Origin of the sequence: Bradyrhizobium sp. BLXBL-03 (assembly GCF_051853015.1) — a bacterium.
Taxonomy (GTDB): Bacteria; Pseudomonadota; Alphaproteobacteria; order Rhizobiales; family Xanthobacteraceae; genus Bradyrhizobium; species Bradyrhizobium manausense.
On record NZ_CP182470.1, the window covers coordinates 6534185 to 6552496 of the forward strand.

At 59.0% G+C, this 18312-nt stretch carries 14 protein-coding genes and 2 pseudogenes; 9 read left to right on the forward strand and 7 right to left on the reverse strand.

The features are described 5' to 3' along the window. Positions 1-873, reverse strand: coding sequence for a formylglycine-generating enzyme family protein (locus ACNJX9_RS31245; RefSeq protein WP_271597367.1), 873 nt, complete (start codon positions 871-873; stop codon positions 1-3). Positions 874-1133: 260 nt separating this feature from the next. Between ACNJX9_RS31245 and ACNJX9_RS31250 the strand changes: the two genes are divergently transcribed. The 3 genes from ACNJX9_RS31250 (at position 1134) to ACNJX9_RS31260 (ending at position 4990) form a co-directional block, all read left to right on the forward strand. Next, complete coding sequence (locus ACNJX9_RS31250) at positions 1134-2042, forward strand: DUF4399 domain-containing protein (RefSeq protein WP_439405801.1); 909 nt, start codon at positions 1134-1136, stop codon at positions 2040-2042. Between the two features lie 7 nt (positions 2043-2049). Next, entirely contained in the window at positions 2050-3324 is a 1275-nt protein-coding gene (locus ACNJX9_RS31255) for a caspase family protein (RefSeq protein WP_439405802.1), read from the forward strand. 1468 nt (positions 3325-4792) lie between these two features. After that, positions 4793-4990 (forward strand): hypothetical protein, encoded by a 198-nt coding sequence (locus ACNJX9_RS31260; protein WP_439405803.1) that lies wholly within the window; start codon positions 4793-4795, stop codon positions 4988-4990. Positions 4991-5184: 194 nt separating this feature from the next. Here the strand turns inward: ACNJX9_RS31260 and ACNJX9_RS31265 are convergent, their stop codons facing one another. Beyond that, entirely contained in the window at positions 5185-6201 is a 1017-nt protein-coding gene (locus tag ACNJX9_RS31265) for a patatin-like phospholipase family protein (RefSeq protein WP_439405805.1), read from the reverse strand. A 354-nt stretch (positions 6202-6555) separates the two neighbouring features. Beyond that, positions 6556-7990, reverse strand: a pseudogene (locus tag ACNJX9_RS31270) (IS1182 family transposase). A gap of 194 nt (positions 7991-8184) precedes the next feature. On the opposite strand from ACNJX9_RS31270, the gene ACNJX9_RS31275 reads away from it, so the two are divergent. Both ACNJX9_RS31275 and ACNJX9_RS31280 read left to right on the forward strand, forming a co-directional pair. Then, the gene (locus ACNJX9_RS31275; RefSeq protein ID WP_439405806.1) at positions 8185-8382 is read left to right on the forward strand and encodes a hypothetical protein; all 198 of its coding nucleotides are present in this window, start codon (positions 8185-8187) and stop codon (positions 8380-8382) included. A gap of 161 nt (positions 8383-8543) precedes the next feature. Further along, complete coding sequence (locus tag ACNJX9_RS31280) at positions 8544-8819, forward strand: hypothetical protein (RefSeq protein ID WP_439405808.1); 276 nt, start codon at positions 8544-8546, stop codon at positions 8817-8819. Between the two features lie 150 nt (positions 8820-8969). Here ACNJX9_RS31280 and ACNJX9_RS31285 read toward each other — a convergent pair whose 3' ends face one another. Continuing rightward, positions 8970-9131: a hypothetical protein gene (locus tag ACNJX9_RS31285; protein WP_439405809.1), complete on the reverse strand. Its 162-nt coding sequence runs from the start codon at positions 9129-9131 to the stop codon at positions 8970-8972. Between the two features lie 680 nt (positions 9132-9811). Here ACNJX9_RS31285 and ACNJX9_RS31290 point away from each other — a divergent pair. Continuing rightward, complete coding sequence (locus ACNJX9_RS31290; RefSeq protein WP_439405811.1) at positions 9812-12070, forward strand: response regulator; 2259 nt, start codon at positions 9812-9814, stop codon at positions 12068-12070. A gap of 263 nt (positions 12071-12333) precedes the next feature. Here the strand turns inward: ACNJX9_RS31290 and ACNJX9_RS31295 are convergent, their stop codons facing one another. Continuing rightward, positions 12334-13359 carry an IS110 family transposase gene (locus ACNJX9_RS31295; protein WP_439405812.1) on the reverse strand — a complete coding sequence of 342 codons (1026 nt, stop codon included), beginning with the start codon at positions 13357-13359 and terminating at the stop codon, positions 12334-12336. A 214-nt stretch (positions 13360-13573) separates the two neighbouring features. On the opposite strand from ACNJX9_RS31295, the pseudogene ACNJX9_RS31300 reads away from it, so the two are divergent. Continuing rightward, positions 13574-13777: pseudogene (locus ACNJX9_RS31300) on the forward strand (IS110 family transposase); the annotation flags it as partial. A gap of 227 nt (positions 13778-14004) precedes the next feature. Then, a complete protein-coding gene (locus tag ACNJX9_RS31305; protein WP_439405814.1) occupies positions 14005-14973 on the forward strand; it encodes an ABC transporter substrate-binding protein in 969 nt (322 codons plus the stop codon). A gap of 278 nt (positions 14974-15251) precedes the next feature. Here ACNJX9_RS31305 and ACNJX9_RS31310 read toward each other — a convergent pair whose 3' ends face one another. Together ACNJX9_RS31310 and ACNJX9_RS31315 are read right to left on the reverse strand one after the other, a co-directional pair. After that, on the reverse strand, positions 15252-15554 hold the full coding sequence (locus tag ACNJX9_RS31310) for a group II intron maturase-specific domain-containing protein (protein ID WP_439405816.1): 303 nt from the start codon (positions 15552-15554) through the stop codon (positions 15252-15254). A gap of 27 nt (positions 15555-15581) precedes the next feature. Next, positions 15582-16583 (reverse strand): reverse transcriptase domain-containing protein, encoded by a 1002-nt coding sequence (locus ACNJX9_RS31315; RefSeq protein ID WP_439405817.1) that lies wholly within the window; start codon positions 16581-16583, stop codon positions 15582-15584. A gap of 731 nt (positions 16584-17314) precedes the next feature. Between ACNJX9_RS31315 and ACNJX9_RS31320 the strand changes: the two genes are divergently transcribed. Next, the gene (locus ACNJX9_RS31320) at positions 17315-18160 is read left to right on the forward strand and encodes a c-type cytochrome (RefSeq protein ID WP_439405818.1); all 846 of its coding nucleotides are present in this window, start codon (positions 17315-17317) and stop codon (positions 18158-18160) included. Positions 18161-18312: the final 152 nt, after the last annotated feature.

Genomic DNA, 18312 nt, shown 5'->3' on the forward strand with positions numbered 1-18312 from the left:
TTACGGCAACTCCCGCACGACACGAAATCCGTTGGCATAGTAGCGCACGTCAACGTCGTAGCGAAATCGCGCCGAAGATCGGACGTCGCTGGCCTTGCTGAGGAAGTTGCCCCCGCGCAGCACCCGCAGGCGGCAGTCGCCCGACGTCCAAGGCAACGCGTCCTTGGGCGCATTGCGATAGGAATCATTCCAGCAATCCTCGACCCATTCCGCAGCATTGCCAGAAGTGTCGTAGAGCCCAAATCCATTTGGCCGAAAAGAGCCCGTTGGCACGACCTGCTGCTTGATTGGACTTCCGCACCCGTCGCACTGCGCATGACCCGCGCCGGCCTCTTTGCCCCACCAGAATGGCGTTCTGGTCCCCGCGCGCGCGGCATACTCCCACTCCGCTTCGCTGGGCAGACGGTATTTCTGTCCGGTCTTCTGCGACAGCCAGGCGACGTACAGCTTCGTATCTTCCCAGCTGACGTTGATAACCGGACGGTCACCGCGACCCCAGCCGTGATCCTCGGGACGCACTTTGCAGGCGCCAGCATCGGCACACGAGTCCCACTGCGCGAACGTCACCTCGCGGCGCCCGATCGCGAAGGGCTTGCGAATGCTGATCAGGTGCTCGGGCTTCTCATAGGGCGTGTCATTGGATCCCATCACAAAGTCTGCCGGAGGCACAACCACGAGCTCAGGGCAATTATCGCAATCGCGAAACAACTCTCCAGGATCCAGACTGGCGCCCTGTTGTTGAGCTACTCTGGTGTCGGATGGCGCGGATGATGGGTCGCCAGGTGGGCCGCTGCTTAGCCCTCGCTGGGCAATTGCCGCACTACTTGCAAATAGTGCTGTGAGAAAAATCACAGACAAGACGGCGGATTTCATCTTGTGATCTCCGGTCGGCTCAAACGATCAGGAGTATGCATACGTCACATTCAATGCCGCATAGAATGCTTCATTCGGCTGCGACCGGCAAGGCGACAGTCGCCCCGCTCGATTGTGGTTTACATTGGCGAGCAAAGGGTTATCGTTTCATCCCCGTTCTGTATGGCGATAGGACGGGCCTATTATCGATAGTTGCAGCTATTTCAGATTCCCGCGGCTCTTGCGGTCCAGATTGTGGTCTATCCATTGGGAAGATTGCGATGATGCAACGTTTGCTCATAGCGGTTCTGGTTCCATTTATTGGCGGCTTGATGCACTGGCACGCCGCACAGGCTCAAGCCCAGACGAGCGGCCCAACGCCCTCGCCGCCCGGGGCGGCCGTCTATTTCATCGGCTTGAAGGATGGCGACACACTGCCAAGCAAGACCACTCTACACTTTGGCCTGCACGGTATGGGCGTAGCCCCGGCAGGTTCGGACCGCGCCAACAGCGGTCACCATCATTTGATCGTCGACTCGCCAACGCCCGCGCTGGACGCTGAAATTCCTAACGACTTCCAGCACCTCCATTTCGGGGCTGGACAGACCGAGGCAGAGATTTCGCTGCCCCCCGGTGAGCACACTTTGCAGCTGGTGTTCGCCGACAAGAATCACGTCCCGCATTCGCCGCCGGTGATCTCCGAGCGGATCAAGGTCAAGGTTACTGACCAAACCGGGCCGGCGGTGGCGCAGGCCACCCCTGCGGTGGGTGGACGTCGTTCCTCGCCGAAGGACGCGAAGGTCTATTTCATCTATCCAAAGAACGGCTCCTATATTTCTCCGAACCCGGTTATCCGCTTCGGTTTGTTGAACATGGGCGTGGCGCCGGCGGGCTTCGACAAACCCAACACGGGACATCATCATTTGCTCGTGGACGCCGAGTTGCCTCCACTCGACCAACCAATCCCAAGCGACTTCAACCACCTGCACTTCGGCGCTGGCCAGACCGAAGCGAAGATCATGCTCCCGATCGGCCAGCACAAGCTGCGCCTTCTGTTCGCCGACTATACCCACGTGCCGCATGATCCAGCGGTGTTCTCAGATGTCATCAACGTCACTGTGACGGAGAACGGCCAGCCGCCGAAAAAGCGTAAGCAGCGCCATCGCTCTTGGCGGAGTTACGGATATTGATGCAACGATGAAACCGCGCCGGCTCTTGATCTACGTCCTCTGCCTCGTCATCAGCGCGATGTTCGCCGATGGGGCCGCAGCGGAGCGTCGGGTCGCGCTGGTGGTCGGAATCTCCTCCTATACGAACGCACCGCCGCTGCCCAACACCGGCAACGACTCCAAAGCGATCGCAACGCTGTTCAAGTCTATCGGTTTCGACGTCGTCATTGCACGCAACGATCTCGGTGTCGTCGACTTCAAACGCACTGTGCGCGAGTTCCTGATTACTGCAGAGAATGCCGATGTGGCAGTGGTCTATTACGCCGGCCACGGCATCGAGATCGGCGGCGTGAATTATCTGATACCGATGGATGCCAAGCTGAGCCACGACTACGACGTCGACGACGAGGCTATCGCGCTCGATCGCATCATCTGGGCGCTGCAACCGGTACGCCGCCTGCGTTTGATACTGCTCGACGCATGCCGCGACAACCCGTTTGCGGCCAAGTTGCGGTCCGCAAGCCGCTCGCCGACAAGAGGCGGTCTCGCGAAGCTTGATGAAATCAGCGCCGACACGCTGGTGGCCTTCGCGGCGAAGGCAGGCTCGATTTCCTATGACGGCGACGGCGTGAACAGCCCTTATGCAACCGCGCTGCTCCGGCACCTTGCCGAGCCCGGTGTCGACATTCGGATCGCGCTAGGCCGCGTGCGCGATGAGGTCATCACTATGACCGGTGGACGGCAGGAGCCGTTCATCTATGGTTCTCTCGGCGGCGCCACTATCGCCCTGGTGCCGCAGTTTGTTACAACAAATGTACCGCCGGTGCCGCCGCCCGCTCCGCCGGTTTCGGTGCCGGCGTTACCTAAGCCGGTCGTTGTCAATCCAGCGCCTCCAAGCGCGCCGCTTCCCGCGCAGCCGCCCTCCGAAACCACGGACCCCTGTGTCCGCGACGAAGCGAGGCTGGCACGTCTGCGCGCCACCCCTGTGCCGAACGAGATCATCAACTTCCAACGCGAGGTCGCTTGCACGCGGCTGCGTCCACAGATACAGCGTCTATTTGAGAGTATTGTTAGCACTGGCGCTTTGCCTTCTGATGGAAATGCGGCGCCCCAAGCGGCTGCGAAGCAGCAGGTACGAAATGAGGATGTCCGCGCCGAAGATACCTGCACCCGCGACATGGCGCGGTTGCAGAGCCTGCGCGCTGAACCTACACTTCCGGCGATCACCAATTTCGAGAGGGAATTGAGTTGCGAACGGCTCCGGTCGCAGCTCCGCCGATTACGTGAGAGCGTCGCTCCTTGATCTCGCCTGGACACTTGTGTCGGGACATTTCACGATTAAATCTCGACACAACAATAGCCATCCAACGGTGACCGGATCGGAACGCTCGCCAGACGCGCTCTAAATAGTGAGCCGAGTGGTTCCACGCGAAGGCACCTGCCAATCCTCAAGCATCAGACAGCATCCGCTCGAGTGCGTCGCTTGAGATCAGCTGCGTTCGAAGACTTTGGCACCAGGGTAAATTCGCCGGGCGTACGTAACGACCCGCTCCCGGTCCTGTGTCTCAAGGAAAGGTGTTCGGAGCAGGCATGACCCGACGACGACGTGCCACAGGCCATTAAGTCTTTGAATCACGACGTTCATAGTGTGTTCCCTCGAAGAGCAGCAAACTCTGATAGACGCGACAATCCTATAAGTCGTGCGTCAGGGCCGTGATCATGGTCACATGTTGCAAAAAGCCGGGTGCTTGTTCGCTGCCTTGCGGCGCGATAGCTAAGTCCCAGCGAAAGCCGCTGAGCCGTTGATCGCTGGCGAGCGTCCCAATCCGCTAAACATGTACGCGTCGATTTGTGCAGCATAAGCGCCGAGAGTGCCGGCCAAGAGCACCGACCTCACCGCCGTCCTAGTGCTATAAGTCATGAGCCAATTCACTCCTCGAAGTTCCAGTGACGCGCATCACGGTCATTGACCTTGGGATCGGCTATCCCGGGCGTGAGTTGGAAAGCACGCTGCTGAGCCAACCGTCACCATCCATTGAACCTCGGAGGTTAAATGACTCGGATTAGGATTTCCCATAGCTGGCGGACCATTCGCGGTGCGCGTATCCGTATCGTCCACAGGCGTAAGGTTGCGGTTGAGTCGGTTGCAAGCATTCTCCGATCTGCATATCAGGGGATGCCTACGTTCGCCGACGAAAGGCCCACCACACAGGTGAAGGTGTCGCCGGCATCGTGACGCCATCCTGCTAGCGGGGGCGACGGCAGTTGGGCCGCTTCGGTAGGGCGGCCTCCTTTGTTTCCGTTTGCCGCAGCATTCGACGGTGGCAGCCGTGGGCAATGCTTCTTGCGGTGAGATCGGCGCCCCTTCCCATTCGACGGGCCTTCGTTTGCGAGGACGATTGCTCCCATATTTGTCTCCAGTGCTGCCCCAGCCAGCCGCTTTCGTTGTTGCCTTCGTCGCGACGATCCCCGCCGGACACGAGAGAAGACCAAGTTGTTCGTCGATTCTATTTCAATAGATCAGGACACCGCTCGCGATCCTCAGGTAAACTTGCCACAAGACGCCAACGGCCTCGAGCCGGCGGCTCCGATGTACAGTGTTTCTCCACCGGGTCAGCGGGCTATGACCAGAGATAGACCTCACGCGGGCGGCTGCGCGTCTTTGCTTTATTGGCACCCTCCGCATCGGTCGCCTCAGGCCTTCCACGGCGTCATAGGCTTTGCGTGTACAGAAATCTGGGGAACAAAAAGTTCAAACACAGGAGGCCGGAATGAGTTTTTCTTTTGCAGGTTGGGATATTATCGGATGGGATAGCCTCACCCCACAGGGCATTCGGCTAGGCATCGCGACCATCCTTGCGCTCGTAGCGGTGGGCCGCCCCGGACCGTCGGTCTTTGAGCTTTTTGCTGGCCTAATCTGCATCCTGGGTGCCGGCCTCATGGTGGCACAGGCGGTCTCGCTTGGTTGACTCGAAGGTCTGTTCGGGACACCCACCGGAATGACGTTACGAATCTTATCAGCGAGCGTAGGTGGTTGCGCCTCCACGATCAAGAACATGGAAGCTCTCGGCGTAGCGAGCACCTGCGCGAGGCCATCTACCCTCGGCTAACGCCTAGGCGCTAGTTTTGGGGTTGGCCTGTATTGCCGCACTAGTCTAGCGCGCTACAAGTATCTGCCGTGAATGTCGATGGTCGAACGCACACCGATATGGCAATAATTTGCGGCTAACCACTCCTCAGCGCAGGTACGGCCTACGTCGCGCAGATAGGTGAGAAACTCCCAGTCTGCATTGAACTTGGAGGCGACGCCCAGATCTTTCATGAACGACTCCGCCTCTATGGCATGAATCAGCATCGTCTTTATCTCGTCGCGCAGCGCGCCTCTGCTGACGAGCTTGTTGGCGAAGGCAATTGCTCGCATCTCGCGCATCAGCGACGAATTGAAGCTAATTTCGTTCAATCGATTTAGTATATCGCTCGCCGTACGAGGAATTTCCCCACGCACAATTGGATTGATGTGAATAACAATGACGTCTGTGGATTGGCAACCATAGATCAACGGGAAGATTGCTGGGTTGCCCATGTAACCGCCATCCCAATAGGCTTCGCCATCGATTTCGATAGACTGAAAGAGCTGCGGAAGGCACCCGGAAGCGAGAACGGCCGAGACGGTGAGTTCATGGTTCTCAAAGATCTTCACCTTTCCAGTGCGGACGTTTGTCGCACAAAGGAACAGCTTGACGACATTCTCCCTGCGCAGCCGGTCGAAATCGATGGTCTTCTCGAGCACGTCCCGCAACGGGTTGTAGTTCAACGGGTTAAACTGATAAGGTGACAACAGTCGTGTCATCATGTCGAAGAACATGAAGGCCGGCGATCTCTCGAGCGAGCGATTTTGCGACAGACGATCAAAAATGGACGGCTGCAGCGGTCCCCAGGCCGCAGCTTCACTGATGCGGCGCCAATACTCGGCGAGAGAGAGTTTTGCGCCTTCGCGGCCGCCTATCGTGAGGCCGTACGCCATGACCGTGCCGTTCATGGCGCCAGCGCTGGTAGCGCAGATCCCCTCAAACGATATCCGCTCATCTTCGAGCAGGCGATCCAAAACGCCCCAGGTGAAGGCGCCATGCGCACCGCCACCCTGTAAAGCAAGGTTGACTGTTTTGCTTGCTATACCCATCAGCGCTTACCGACCACGCTGTGTGCCACCGCTGGGGCGCCTAGCAGCGTAATGAACTCGCAGCGTTTCACTGTGCAGTCCCTCCACTCCTTGCGAGTGAGGATATCACACGGCGATACGGCAGGAGACGGCCTGGTGCGAGATTTCGGGTCGGGCTATGACCGATGTGGGTCTTGGTTGCGTGAAAACGCTTCAGTGCGGGGTGACGCGGCCGTGAACGGCCACTGTGAGGGCCAGCTAACGCCAAAGTGGCATATTTTCCGGCAAGGTGGCGGAAGCCGGTCCATTGGCTTGCCTTGGTCACTGTGATCGATCGATAAAGGTTGGCGGCACGCGCACGACAGCGCTCCTGCCTCATGCCTGCATCGCCGCGATCAGCGCACCGACACCCATGATGTTCATTGTGTGAGATTGTAGGCGAGCACGTGCAGCGCCATCTCGGCGGCGACCTTCGGCAACCGCTTCGTCAGGAAGTGCGTCGCGCCCATGCGCATCTCCAGTGTGCCAAACGGATGCTCGACCGTCTCGCGACGGCGACGCATCGCCTGGGGATCGGCGTCGAGCCGCCTCTGGGCATCCTCCATGACGTGTTCATGTTCCCAACGGGAGATGACGCGGTTCTTGGCCGTGGTGCAGCGCGCCTTAAGCGGGCAGCTTCCACAAGCTTTCGTGGCGTAGCGCCGAATGGTGCGTTCGCCATCCACTGTTGTAAGCCAATACGCCAGCAACTGGCCCGCCGGGCAGCGATATACATCCTGCTTGGCCAGGTATGCGAAGTCGTGCTTGCCGAACTTGCCCTTCGCCTCCATGCCCGTCGTATTCGGTTTCGGCAGTGTCACAGCGATATCGGCGTCGGCGCAGGCTTTGATCTCCTCGCCTGTGTAGTAGCCGCGATCGGCCACGGCCTCGAGCTTGTCGACGCCGAGCACGGCCTTGGCCTGTTTACCCATGTTGGCGAGTTGTGCACGATCCGAGCCGCTATTCGTCACCTCGTGCGCGATGATGAGGTGGTGCTCGGTATCGACGGCAACCTGCACATTGTAGCCGACGACACCGGAGCCGCGGCCACTCGTGGCCATGGACCGACTGTCGGGATCGGTCAGCGAGATCTGCTGGTCCGGTGATGCCAGCATTGCCTGTTCGCAGGCTTCGAGCTTCTGCATCTCGCTCGCGAGCTTGGTGAGCTTCTCCTTCAGATGCGCCGTCTTCGCGGCGAGAGTCTCAGATGGCTCCTGCAGATCTGCGGTGTCCAGCTGCGCGAGATAGCGCGATACGCTCTCCTCCAGCTGCTGCGACGGCGCTCGACCTTGCCCTTCGTGAAGTTCTTGTCACGCGTGTTGACCGCCTTGAACTTCGAGCCGTCGATGGCGACGCTCGCCTTCGTCAACAAGCCCATCTGCCGGCAAAGTTCGACGAACTTCGCGCACACCTTCTTGATGGCGGGGCCGTTGTCGCGGCGAAAGTCGGCGATCGTCTTGTCGTCGGGCGAAAGCCGCTGCAACAGCCAAATCACCTCAAGATTGCGCCTCGCCTCGCGCTCGAGCCGGCGGCTCGACTGGATGCGGTTGAGATAGCCGTAGATGTAGAGCTTGAGCAGCGGCGCAGGGTGATAACCGGGCCGGCCGGTTGCCGCAGGCTCGACGTCCTTGAAGCCCAGCTCTGCCAGATCGAGCGCTTCGACGAAGGCATCGACCGCGCGAACCGGATTACTCTCATCGACCCAATCGTCGAGGCATTCGGGCAACAGCGTCGATTGCGCTCGGTCCGCCCCTTCAATGAACCGATTCATTGATCGTCTCCAAAAACCCCCAGACGATCTCTATCTGACTCGTCGTTTTCACGCAGCCAGGGTCATCAGCGTCGATTGCGCCGCCTCGCTCTGGAGTGTGTGACCTTCGTCACTGCGCAGATTAATTATGCAGTCTAAACCTGCGACATGAGATTGAACGGGGAGCAACCCCTCATGAACCAGGGAGAATGAACATGACGCAGCTTGCGCGAACCGAAATTCTCAAACTGTCGATCGATGAGCTCGACCAGATCAGCGGCGGAATGTCCGTACCCACGAATGAAGCGCAGATCATTGCGGGCATTAAGGCTAAAAACTTTGCGTCTGGCAGCATCTTTACTGGAAACAGTTCCTTTGGAGACACAATAGACAACAACAACAACCTCCCGTGAGAAACAAGAGGCCGCCTTGGTAGGCGGCCTCTTCCATTCGTCAGGACGATCTGTCGTGAGCCGCTGATGGCATGCCCATCGCATGCTGGACCACCCGTAAATTTCCCAAGTGCTGACTGCTTGGCACGCTGGTTAACTGGTCGCCGCCTGAGCGCCGCATCATGAAAACACCGAAGCCAAAGCAATGGGCCGAGCAGGAGGTCCAACGATTCATTGGACTGGCGCGGCAGGGCGCATCGAAGATAGCCGCTGAACTTGGCTGCCACGCCGGATCGGTGAGGCGCATGGCGCGAACGTTGGGACTGCGGTTGAAGAAGGAGCCATCCGAATGCGCGGGAGAAGGTGATGATCTGGATGATACACCGCACACCATGCTGCGCTGCGAACCTAAGCCCAGCCGCGTCGTCCGTCGTTCTACGGCCGTTGCGCATCCGTAGGGCTTTGCGAATAATCAGCGTATCTGATCGGGCATGCGGAAGGGGTGTGGGCGACGCCTTAATCGCGATTGGCCCGAACCGGTTATTCCAGTACATACAAAGTTGGGAGGGCACTGCGCCTCGCAGTGCCCTCCTGCGCTGGCCGTCACTTCACTTTAGCTGAGAAACCGTATTCCAAGCGGTGCCGTAATCCTTAACGGTGTATACGACGGGTTCACCGTAGAAGTCTCCCGTCCTGGTGAAGCCACCGCTCACCGTCTCCAACTCTTTGTCGCCCAAGGGACGCGTTTCCAACTCTTTATTTTTAGGCATGGTCATTATCTCCTGTTGCTGATGACGGCCATACGTGCCGGTCGCGCATCAGTCGGGCAAAGAAGCGTCACGGTCTGTGATCGCCGTCACCTTTTCGGTCCTTTCGGAGCTCTGGCACGTCGGCACTTGAGGCCAGACCGGAAATGCCAGAGACTCAGCCAAAAAGACGCGACTGACCCTGGCTGCGTGAAAACGCAAAAGTGCGAAACACGACTAGAATTGGATTCTACAGTTCGTCGTCAAAGTTTGAAGGCACTTTCGACCTTGCGCGCGACATCGGTCTTGGACAAACAACTTCTTCTATCGCGCTCAAGCGTCTTAGATTTTTCACGCAGCCAAGACCCACAGCAGACGTGGGTGCTTCCTTCAACATGTGCAGGGACCTAGTGCGCATCCCGACGCATCGACGCAAACCACCGCCCATTTCCTTCCGATTTCTCTCGACATCGTCACGGAAAGGGAGTCTGGTGCTCTGATCATCGTTCTTGCCTGGCATCTGCCGGTGACTGAAAGGCTACGCTCCCGCCAAAAAAATGAAATTCGATCTCGGGAATGGCTCGTACCTGCCCGATGACGTCATCTCGTGCGGATCGAGATTGAGGTAGGCCACTTGGCCGGTTCGCTGCACACTTACTGAGTCAAGGCTCGAAAGCACTCTTGGCTCTTCTCAAGAGGTCATTATGACCACGCCTGTAGGCCAGACCGAGGCGTTGGATAAAGCAGAAGCCCGCTGCATGGAACTGGAGCGGCGGGTTGAGGACCTTACCCGCGACCTCTCGGAAGCCCAAGAAAGCGCGCGAAAAAGCGAGGCCCGACTCGCGCAAGAGCTCGAAGGCGCCCGTCAGCTCCAGCAGGTCAGCTTGGAGCTGCTATCCGACCGTCCTGATCTTCTCTACGAGAAAATTCTCGATGCGGCCATGGCGGTGATGCGCTCACAGGGTGCGAGCATGCAGATGCTTGAGCCGGATACCGGGATTTTGAAGCTGCTGGCCTGGCGCGGCTTTCATCCGGACGCGGCCGCCTTCTGGGATCGCGTCGACGGCAACTCGGCGAGCACGTGCGGCGAGGCGCTGAAGACAGGACGGCGCATTCTCGTCAGCGACACCGAGACCTGCGCCTTCATGGCGGGGACCGAGGACCTGGAGGTCTACCGCCTCTCCAACCTGCGCGCGGTCCAGTCGACGCCGCTGCGGTCTCGCAACGGCCGCGCGCTCGGCATGGTCTCGACCCATTGGTGGGAGCCGCACCAGCCCAGCAAGGATGATTTCAGCCGCTTCGATGTGTTGGCCCGGCAAGCGGCCGACCTGATCGAGCGGGCGCAAACCGAAGCGGCCTTGCGCGAGAGCGAAGCGCGGCTGCAGGCTGCGGTCGACTTGGTAGAATTGGGCCGCTACTCCTGGAACCCTCAAACGAATGAGCTGAAATGGGACGAAAAGTGCCGGGCGATGTGGAGCCTTCCGGCGGATGCGACCGTGGATTACGACACCTGGCGCACAGCGATACATCCGGACGATCTGGAAGCTGTCGAGGCTGCTATCCAACGGTGTACTGATCCACAGGGCGACGGTGTTTACGACGTCGAATATCGGGTGCTCGGCAACAACAGCACTGAGCGTTGGATCGCGACGCGTGGCCAGACGCATTTCGAGAATGACAAGCCCGTTTGGTTTTATGGCGTCGTGATCGATGTCACCGACCGAAAACGTATCGAGAAAAAGCTCGAGCGCGGCGTCGAGGCACGAACTCGGGAGCTGGAAGAGGCCAACAACGCGCTGCGCTCTCAGATAGAGAAACGGGAGATCGCCGAAGCCGAGGTCCAGCAGTTGCAGCGCCTCGATGCGATCGGGCAGATCACGTCAGGCGTGGCGCACGATTTCAACAACCTGCTGAGCGTGGTGCTCACCAATGCGCGTTTGCTTTCCCGCACAGTGCAAGGGCCTTATGACCAGGAAGGCATCGAATTGATCCGGTCTGCTGCTGACCGGGGTGCGAAGCTCATTGCGCAACTCCTCGCCTTTTCGGGCCAACAGCGGCTTGAACCCCGCGAGGTCGATCTAAACGGCAAGCTCGTCGGGATGGTCAATCTGCTCAGCGTCACCTTGGGCGGCACTGTGCAGCTCAAAACGATATTTGCTCCGGATCTCTGGCCCGCTTTGGTCGATCCAAACCAAATTGAGATGATCGTTCTCAATCTCGCTATCAACGCCAGGGACGCGATGCAGCCGGGGGGCACGCTCACCATCGAGACGTTCAACACCGCTATCGAGAGCGAGTCCTTCCGGCCGGAAGAGCCGCCGCAGGGAGACTACGTGGTTCTCACCGTCAAGGATACCGGCGCCGGTATCGCAGACGATGTCCTGCCGCATGTTTTCGAGCCTTTTTTCACGACGAAGCAACCGGGAAAGGGCTCGGGCCTCGGATTGGCGCAAGTCTTCGGTTTTGCCAAGCAGTCCGGCGGCGGCGTGCGCATTGAGACCCGCCTCGGCGAGGGTACTGCAGTGAAGGTCTTCTTGCCCCGCGCTACGGTCGACATTGCCGATCACCACGCGGATTCCGTCGATGCGAGCATACGTCTGCAGACCACGAAGCGATTGCGTCTTCTGGTCGTGGATGACGACAAGGCCGTTCTGAGGTCCACGGTCAGGATGCTCGATGTTCTCGGATATGCAGCGGTGGCGGCGGAGAGTGGGCGCGAAGCGCTCCGCGTGCTCGCAAGCAATCAGGAAATAGACCTCGTTCTCGTGGACTTCGCGATGCCGGAAATGAGCGGAGGCGATGTTGCGAAAGCGATCCGCGCGATGCGGCCAATTTTGCCAGTCATCCTCATGAGCGGCTATCGTGATCTGAACGTCCGAAAGGAGTTCAACGACCTGCGAATAATTTTGAAGCCGTTCACGGAAAACGACCTCGTAAACGCGATCAGCGCCGCACTAAAATAGGCGAGCTTCCGATGTCCGTTGTTGATGCTGTTGTCTAATCGCTGCCGGGGCGTCAAGCATATAATCGCTGAGGAGACACTGCCGGGTGCATGGTTGTCTTCGCGGTCGGCATCAGCCGCCGCATGATGGAGCTTCGCGGGACGAGCCTTCAATGTGGACGACGCACTTTGCTGAGTCAGCAGTGCAACAGCATCAGCGGAATGGCTCGGCTCACGTCCCGGCAGGGACGCCTTAGGCGTTCGGGTTCCGAACGCGATCTGGACTTATGCGGCGGCTCCGGCGTTCGGGTTAAACAGCTCGCCGGTCTTAAGCATCGTATGCATTATTACCGCCAGTTTGCGGGCCACAGCCACGGCAGCTCTCTTGAAGCCGATCCTCTCCCGAAGCTGCAGACCCCATGTGCGCAGCGTGCTGTGAGTTGAGCTGCGCGTCAGAATGACCGCTGCCGCTTCGTAGAGAAGCCCTCGCAAAGGGCGGTCGCCACGTCGGGATATATGGCCGTCATAATCGACTTCTCCGGATTGGTAGCGGCGCGTTGTTAGGCCGATCCACGCGCCAACAGATCGGGATTTCCTGAAGTTGTCAGGCTCCTCAATAGCGGTGGTAAAGGAGGTCGCGGTGATAGCACCGATTCCAGGAATCGACATGAGGATGCGGCAAGCACGACTTTGGCGCGCGTCCCGCACCAATTGGCGCCCGAGTTCGGCGGCGCGGAGGCGAATGCCGCGCCAGGCTTCCAGCATCGGCAGCACAATGGATGCAAGTCTGTCCTGGTCGGCAAGAAGGCTCCGCACATTCTTCTCGAAGGTGCTTCCTTTTCCGGCGGGAACGAGCAGACCGAAGGTTTTCATGACGCCGCGGATCTGATTGGAAAGCTCGGTAGTGATTCGGACCAGCCGCGTCCGCGCTGCGACAAGCGTGCGGGTCAGCATGCTGTCGAATCCCTTCACACGCACCTCACGAAAGAATCCGACTTCCGCGAGTTGCGCCAGGCCATCGGCGTCGTTTGCGTCCGTCTTATTGGTCGCCATATCGAGCGCCGCTTTAGCATGGCGCGCGTCGATACAGATCGCCGGCAGCCCTTCGGTGCGAAGAGAATGATAGAACCATACCGATAGCGGTCCGGTCTCGAATACGACGCGTTTCACGGATGGCGCCCGCTTGCGGATGAGCTCGGCGACGATACTCGGATCAGTTGCGCACTTGCCGCGCCAGATCCGCTGACCTCCTCGACGGATCGAGACTGCCGTCTCTTTCATCGACACGTCGAGACCAATATATTCTTCCATGGCTGTTCTCCATTTGATGCTTGGGCCCGGCGTCCAGTCGTGAGCCCGTATTTCCATCCTATCGGGGAACAGCCACCAGTTTCCATTCTCGGTTGACCCGGGTTCGGGGGCGACTCGCTCCTGCGATTACCCCATGTGGACGGCTCCTCCACCGGCACGAGAGTGCCAAGGAGTGGGCGCCGTTTGAGGCTCCCACGATTCGGAGGAGCAGCTTATGCAGTCAATTTCGACGATCGGTCTGGATATCGCGAAGTCGGTCTTCCAGGTGCACGGCGTTGATGCAGCCGGCCAGGTGGTCATACGCCGTCAGTTGAAGCGTCGGCACGTCCTGGCGTTCTTCCAGAAACTGCCGCCATGCCTCGTCGGTATTGAGGCTTGCGCCTCATCGCACTATTGGTCCCGTGAGCTGGAGACATTGCAGCCGTCCACACATGGCCCTTCGCTTCCGTGAGGGCGGTGCGGCGAGATGTCCGAGGTTGGGGCTAAAGCGGAAGCTCCCACCCCTGGTCAAAACGTCGCTGTTGACCCAAAGCGGCCCTAGCCTAAGCCACATTGGCCCAATATTTGACAAATGCTGTGGTAGGACCAGTACCGAGACAGGATGGTTTTCGTCCTGTCATCCTGAAGCCGCCTCATAGAAATCGAATGAAGCGAAGGGTGTTCATTGCGGCGAGTGCGACGCTCCTTGTTTTACCTTGGTTTGCACAAGGGCAAGGAGCATCGCGGCGGATCGGCCTGCTTGGTGCTTTTGAAAATCCGCAAATACTCAAGGTTTGGCAGGAAGGCCTGCGCGATCACGGCTGGATTGAGGGAAAGAACCTGATTGTCGATTACCGATACTTCGGGAACCACGCGGAGCAGGCACCAGCTCTGGGAGCCGAACTCGTCAACCTCAAACCTGATCTGCTCTTTGCCCCGAACCCGCAAGCAGCCGTAGCCCTGAAGCCGATAAGCGGCGCTATTCCGGTGGTGTTTGCCACAGTATCCGATCCAGTAGGGCTGGGCCTCATCCAAAGCCTTTCACATCCGGGCGGCAACATGACCGGCTTGACCGATCTGGTGCCCGGAGAGTGGATCGCGAAACGAATAGCGGTCCTTAGAGAACTGGTGCCCAGCGCGTCGACGATTGCCCTCCTGATCAATCCGCGCAACCCTCAACACAAGCTGCGTCTGACCGACGAAATACCTCGCGCTGCGGACCTCGTCGGCGTGTCACTGGTAGCAGTTGAGGCAACAAGCGCCGAGGAACTGGATCCTGCTTTTGCTTCCGCCGCTGCGCAACGTGCCGATGCAATTGTCATATTCGGTGACCCCGTCACCAATCAAAATGGCGATCGAGTCGTTCAGCTTGCGGCGAAGCATCATCTGCCCGCGAGCTATCTTTTCCGGCAATTCGCAATTGGCGGCTTGCTCGTGTATGGCCCCGATATTTTTGATATATTCCGACGTTCAACCGGATTCATCGACAAGGTCCTGAGGGGCAGCAAACCGGCTGACTTACCCGTAGAACAGCCGACGAAGTTTGAACTGGTGATCAATATGAAGACCGCGAAGGCGCTCGGTCTCACCGTGCCGACGACGCTGCTTGTGCGCGCCGACGAGGTGATCGAGTAAATTGTTTTCTGCAGCGCGTGAGTCTGCTGCTGGCCCTTCGCTTTTAGGGCCTTGCGGCGAGATGTCCGAGGTCGGGGTAAAGCGGAAGCGCCCTGCCGATGGTCAAAACGGTGCTGTTGGTAGAGTCGAGATGTGGCGCGGCGGTTGTAGGCTGAACATATCTGTTGCCGCCTCTTTCGTCTGGCGGTGCCTTAGTAGTTCGACCGTGACTCCGTTTCCACATCTCGCTCATCGAACCGGACATGCAGATCGCCCGCATCCGGCTCTCGGACAAGACCTCACGCCTTCACCCACGGCACGTCGCGTCCGCGTGCAGTTAGGCGTACGAGCCCGAAGTGCCCGTAGAGGTGCGAGAGTGGATAAGTCCCGCCCTTGCGTCGCCTGACCTTGTGCTTGGAGCGCAACCACCGGCGCAACCGCACAGCGGTGTAGTTGTCGATCGCGCGGTACGCCTTAGTGACGGTGCCTACCTTGAAGTAGTTCGCCCATCCGCGCAGCGTGCGGTTCAACTTACCCACCAGCTCTGTGGTTTCTTGCCATGTCCCCGTTCGGACCGTCAGCGCATGGATTTGTCCGACCATACGCTTGATGCTCTTCTTCGATGGCCGCTACCCCAGGCGTGCCTGGCCGGTTCTCTCTGAGTACATCCGCCCGAACGAATAGCCCAAGAAGTCGAACTCCTCTTCCGTGACCCTACAGATTCGTGTCTTTTCCTCGTTGACCATCAGCTTCAGCTTTCCCATGATCATGCGCAATTGACGCAAGGCTTCTTCAGCTTTGCCCCGTTTACACAAGATTACGAGGTCGTCGGCATAGGTCACGATGCGAGAGCCGAGGCTTTGCTCGAGACCGAGCATCTTCCATCCCAGCACAAACCGGCGCATGTAAAGATTCGCCAGCAATGGTGAGATGGGTGAGCCTTGCGGGATGCCGCGCCGCTTGTCCCGTGCCTCGGTCGTCCGTTTCTTCCTTCCTCGATCATCGGTCTCTTCCACGGGACATTCCAGCCACATCTTGATCAGATGCAGCACGCGCCGATCAACAATCCGGCGCGCTACCGACTTTAGAAGTTCGGCATGCGGAATGCTCCCGAAGTAGTCCGCGAGGTCGGCGTCTACGACTTCCGGGTGGCCGCGGAATAGCTGCTCTTCCACCTCGACCACCGCCTGTTGGGCATTTCGCCCGGGACGGTAGGCATACTGCTCCGGCGGAAGATCGGCCTCAAAGATCGGTTCCAGCACCAGCATCGCTGCCGTCATGCAGACTCGATCGCGCAAGGTCGAGATGCCCAATGGCCTGAGTTTGCCATTGGCCTTCGGTATGTACACTCTTCTGATAGGGTCCGGTCGATACGTCTCCTGCCTGAGCGCAAGCGCCAGTTCGCCGAGCCACCGCTGCACCCCATACGCCTCGATGTCCGCAAAGTCCTGACCATCCACGCCCGGCGCGCCCTTGTTGGAGCGGCATTGAGCGTAGGCATGCGCCAGGATGTCCTCACGGCTGATCTTGTCGTACAGGGCATAGAAGCGATAGCCGGCTTCTGCCTTCGCTTTCGCGTGCAACGCCGTCTGCAGTTTCTGAACACTCTTCGGAGTTGATAGGTTGCCCAATCTCCAGGTCCCTCACTACGTGTTGCGTTCGTCTTGAACTGAGGTCCCTTCCCTCCACCGGCGTTACCCGGCTTCACCAGTACTACGAACCCCTCCGCATCCCCACGGCGCCCGGCCTGTCCCTCGCGGGCGTCCGGTTGATCATCCCTGACCACGTCGTGGGGCCTCCCGTGTTGCGTACGCTTTCCTTGTGCACATGCTGTCGCCACTACCCCGGCGCAGCGGCTGGGTGGATTTCGCTCGTTATCCCAGCCGTATCAGCCTTCCCCGAAAGGGTTGTCGGGTCGGCCTGCGCATCGTCCTTTTCGAGGCTTGCTCGGCGTTCACTCGCGTTACGGCCTGCACACTCGCGCTGTCACCAATTCGTGACACGCTAATCGAAGGCTTCAGCCACTTCGTTACCTCCATGACTGCTCCGATTGCTTCCGGCTGGAGCGTTTGCCGGGTGGGGCTTGCACCCACTGGAAAGCGCCGCCTTTGCACGGCGCACACCCAGGGCGGACCTTGCCAGCTTGCCGGCCCACTACTAACGTGGTGCATAGCGACCTTTTTGGGGCCCTTGCGAGCCGTGAGGCGACAAATTGCCTCTCGAAGAGATTTATCGAAATCGCTGACGTGTAGTTGACTTGAGATCATTTGATTGAAGCGCTCGGCTCATTTGCTCTGATCGCGCGCGCCGTTGCACATGGCAAATAGGAATTCAATTGCCCAAATTTAATTAGGGGAAAGCAATGTTCAGGTTCTTCATCGCGTCTGTCGCCGCTCTTGCCATCACCGTCGGTATCGCCCATGCCGAGTCCGATCTGGTCAAGCGCGGCGACTATCTAGTCAACGGTATTCTTGCCTGTGGCAATTGCCACACGCCGAGGGGCCCGAACGGTGACATCGTAGAGAAGGCGTTCTCCGGTGGGGGGTCCTGGGACGAGCCGCCGTTCAAGGTATCTGCCGCTAACATCACGCAAGATAAGGAGACGGGAATCGGAAACTGGACGGATGCCGACATCAAGAAACTGATGCGCACTGGGGAAACGCCCAACGGTGTACATACCGCCATGATCATGCCGACCAGCTTTTACCACATTATGACTGAACACGATCTGGCCGCCGTCGTCGCGTACTTACGTACGGTCACACCGATTAATAACAAGGTGCCTGATCCGATTTACAAGATGCCGCAAGTCGAAAACGTCCTGCCCGGCGGCGAAAAGCCATTCACGGAATCGATGATGAGCGACAGTGTGACGAAGGGCTTCTATCTCGCCACCATCGCACATTGCATGGCGTGTCATACGCCCATGGGACCGAGGGGTCGCGAGTTCACCACCAAGCTGGGGGCGGGTGGCATCGAATTCCGTGGTCCTTGGGGTGTCTCCGTTTCGCGCAACATCACCCAGAGCAAAACCAAAGGGATCGGCGAATGGACTGACGCCGAGATCAAGCGCGCTATTACGCAAGGAATCAGCCGCGACGGCACTCGCCTCAAGCCACCAATGGGTTTTCACTACTACGCCACGATAGGTCCTGATGATCTCGATGCCGTGGTCGCATATCTGCGCACGGTGCCGGCGCAGGACTGACGCTCGAACTGCACCCAAAGGTCATAAAAGGTCCAGCCAACCTTGCTCCGCAGTTGTCGGCTGCCGACCGCTTCTGGCCCATGGCCGAACAAGGCAGAGGCCGGTGCGATGTCAGCTACCGGTGCCAGACCGGAAGCCGCCCCGCGCGTGCC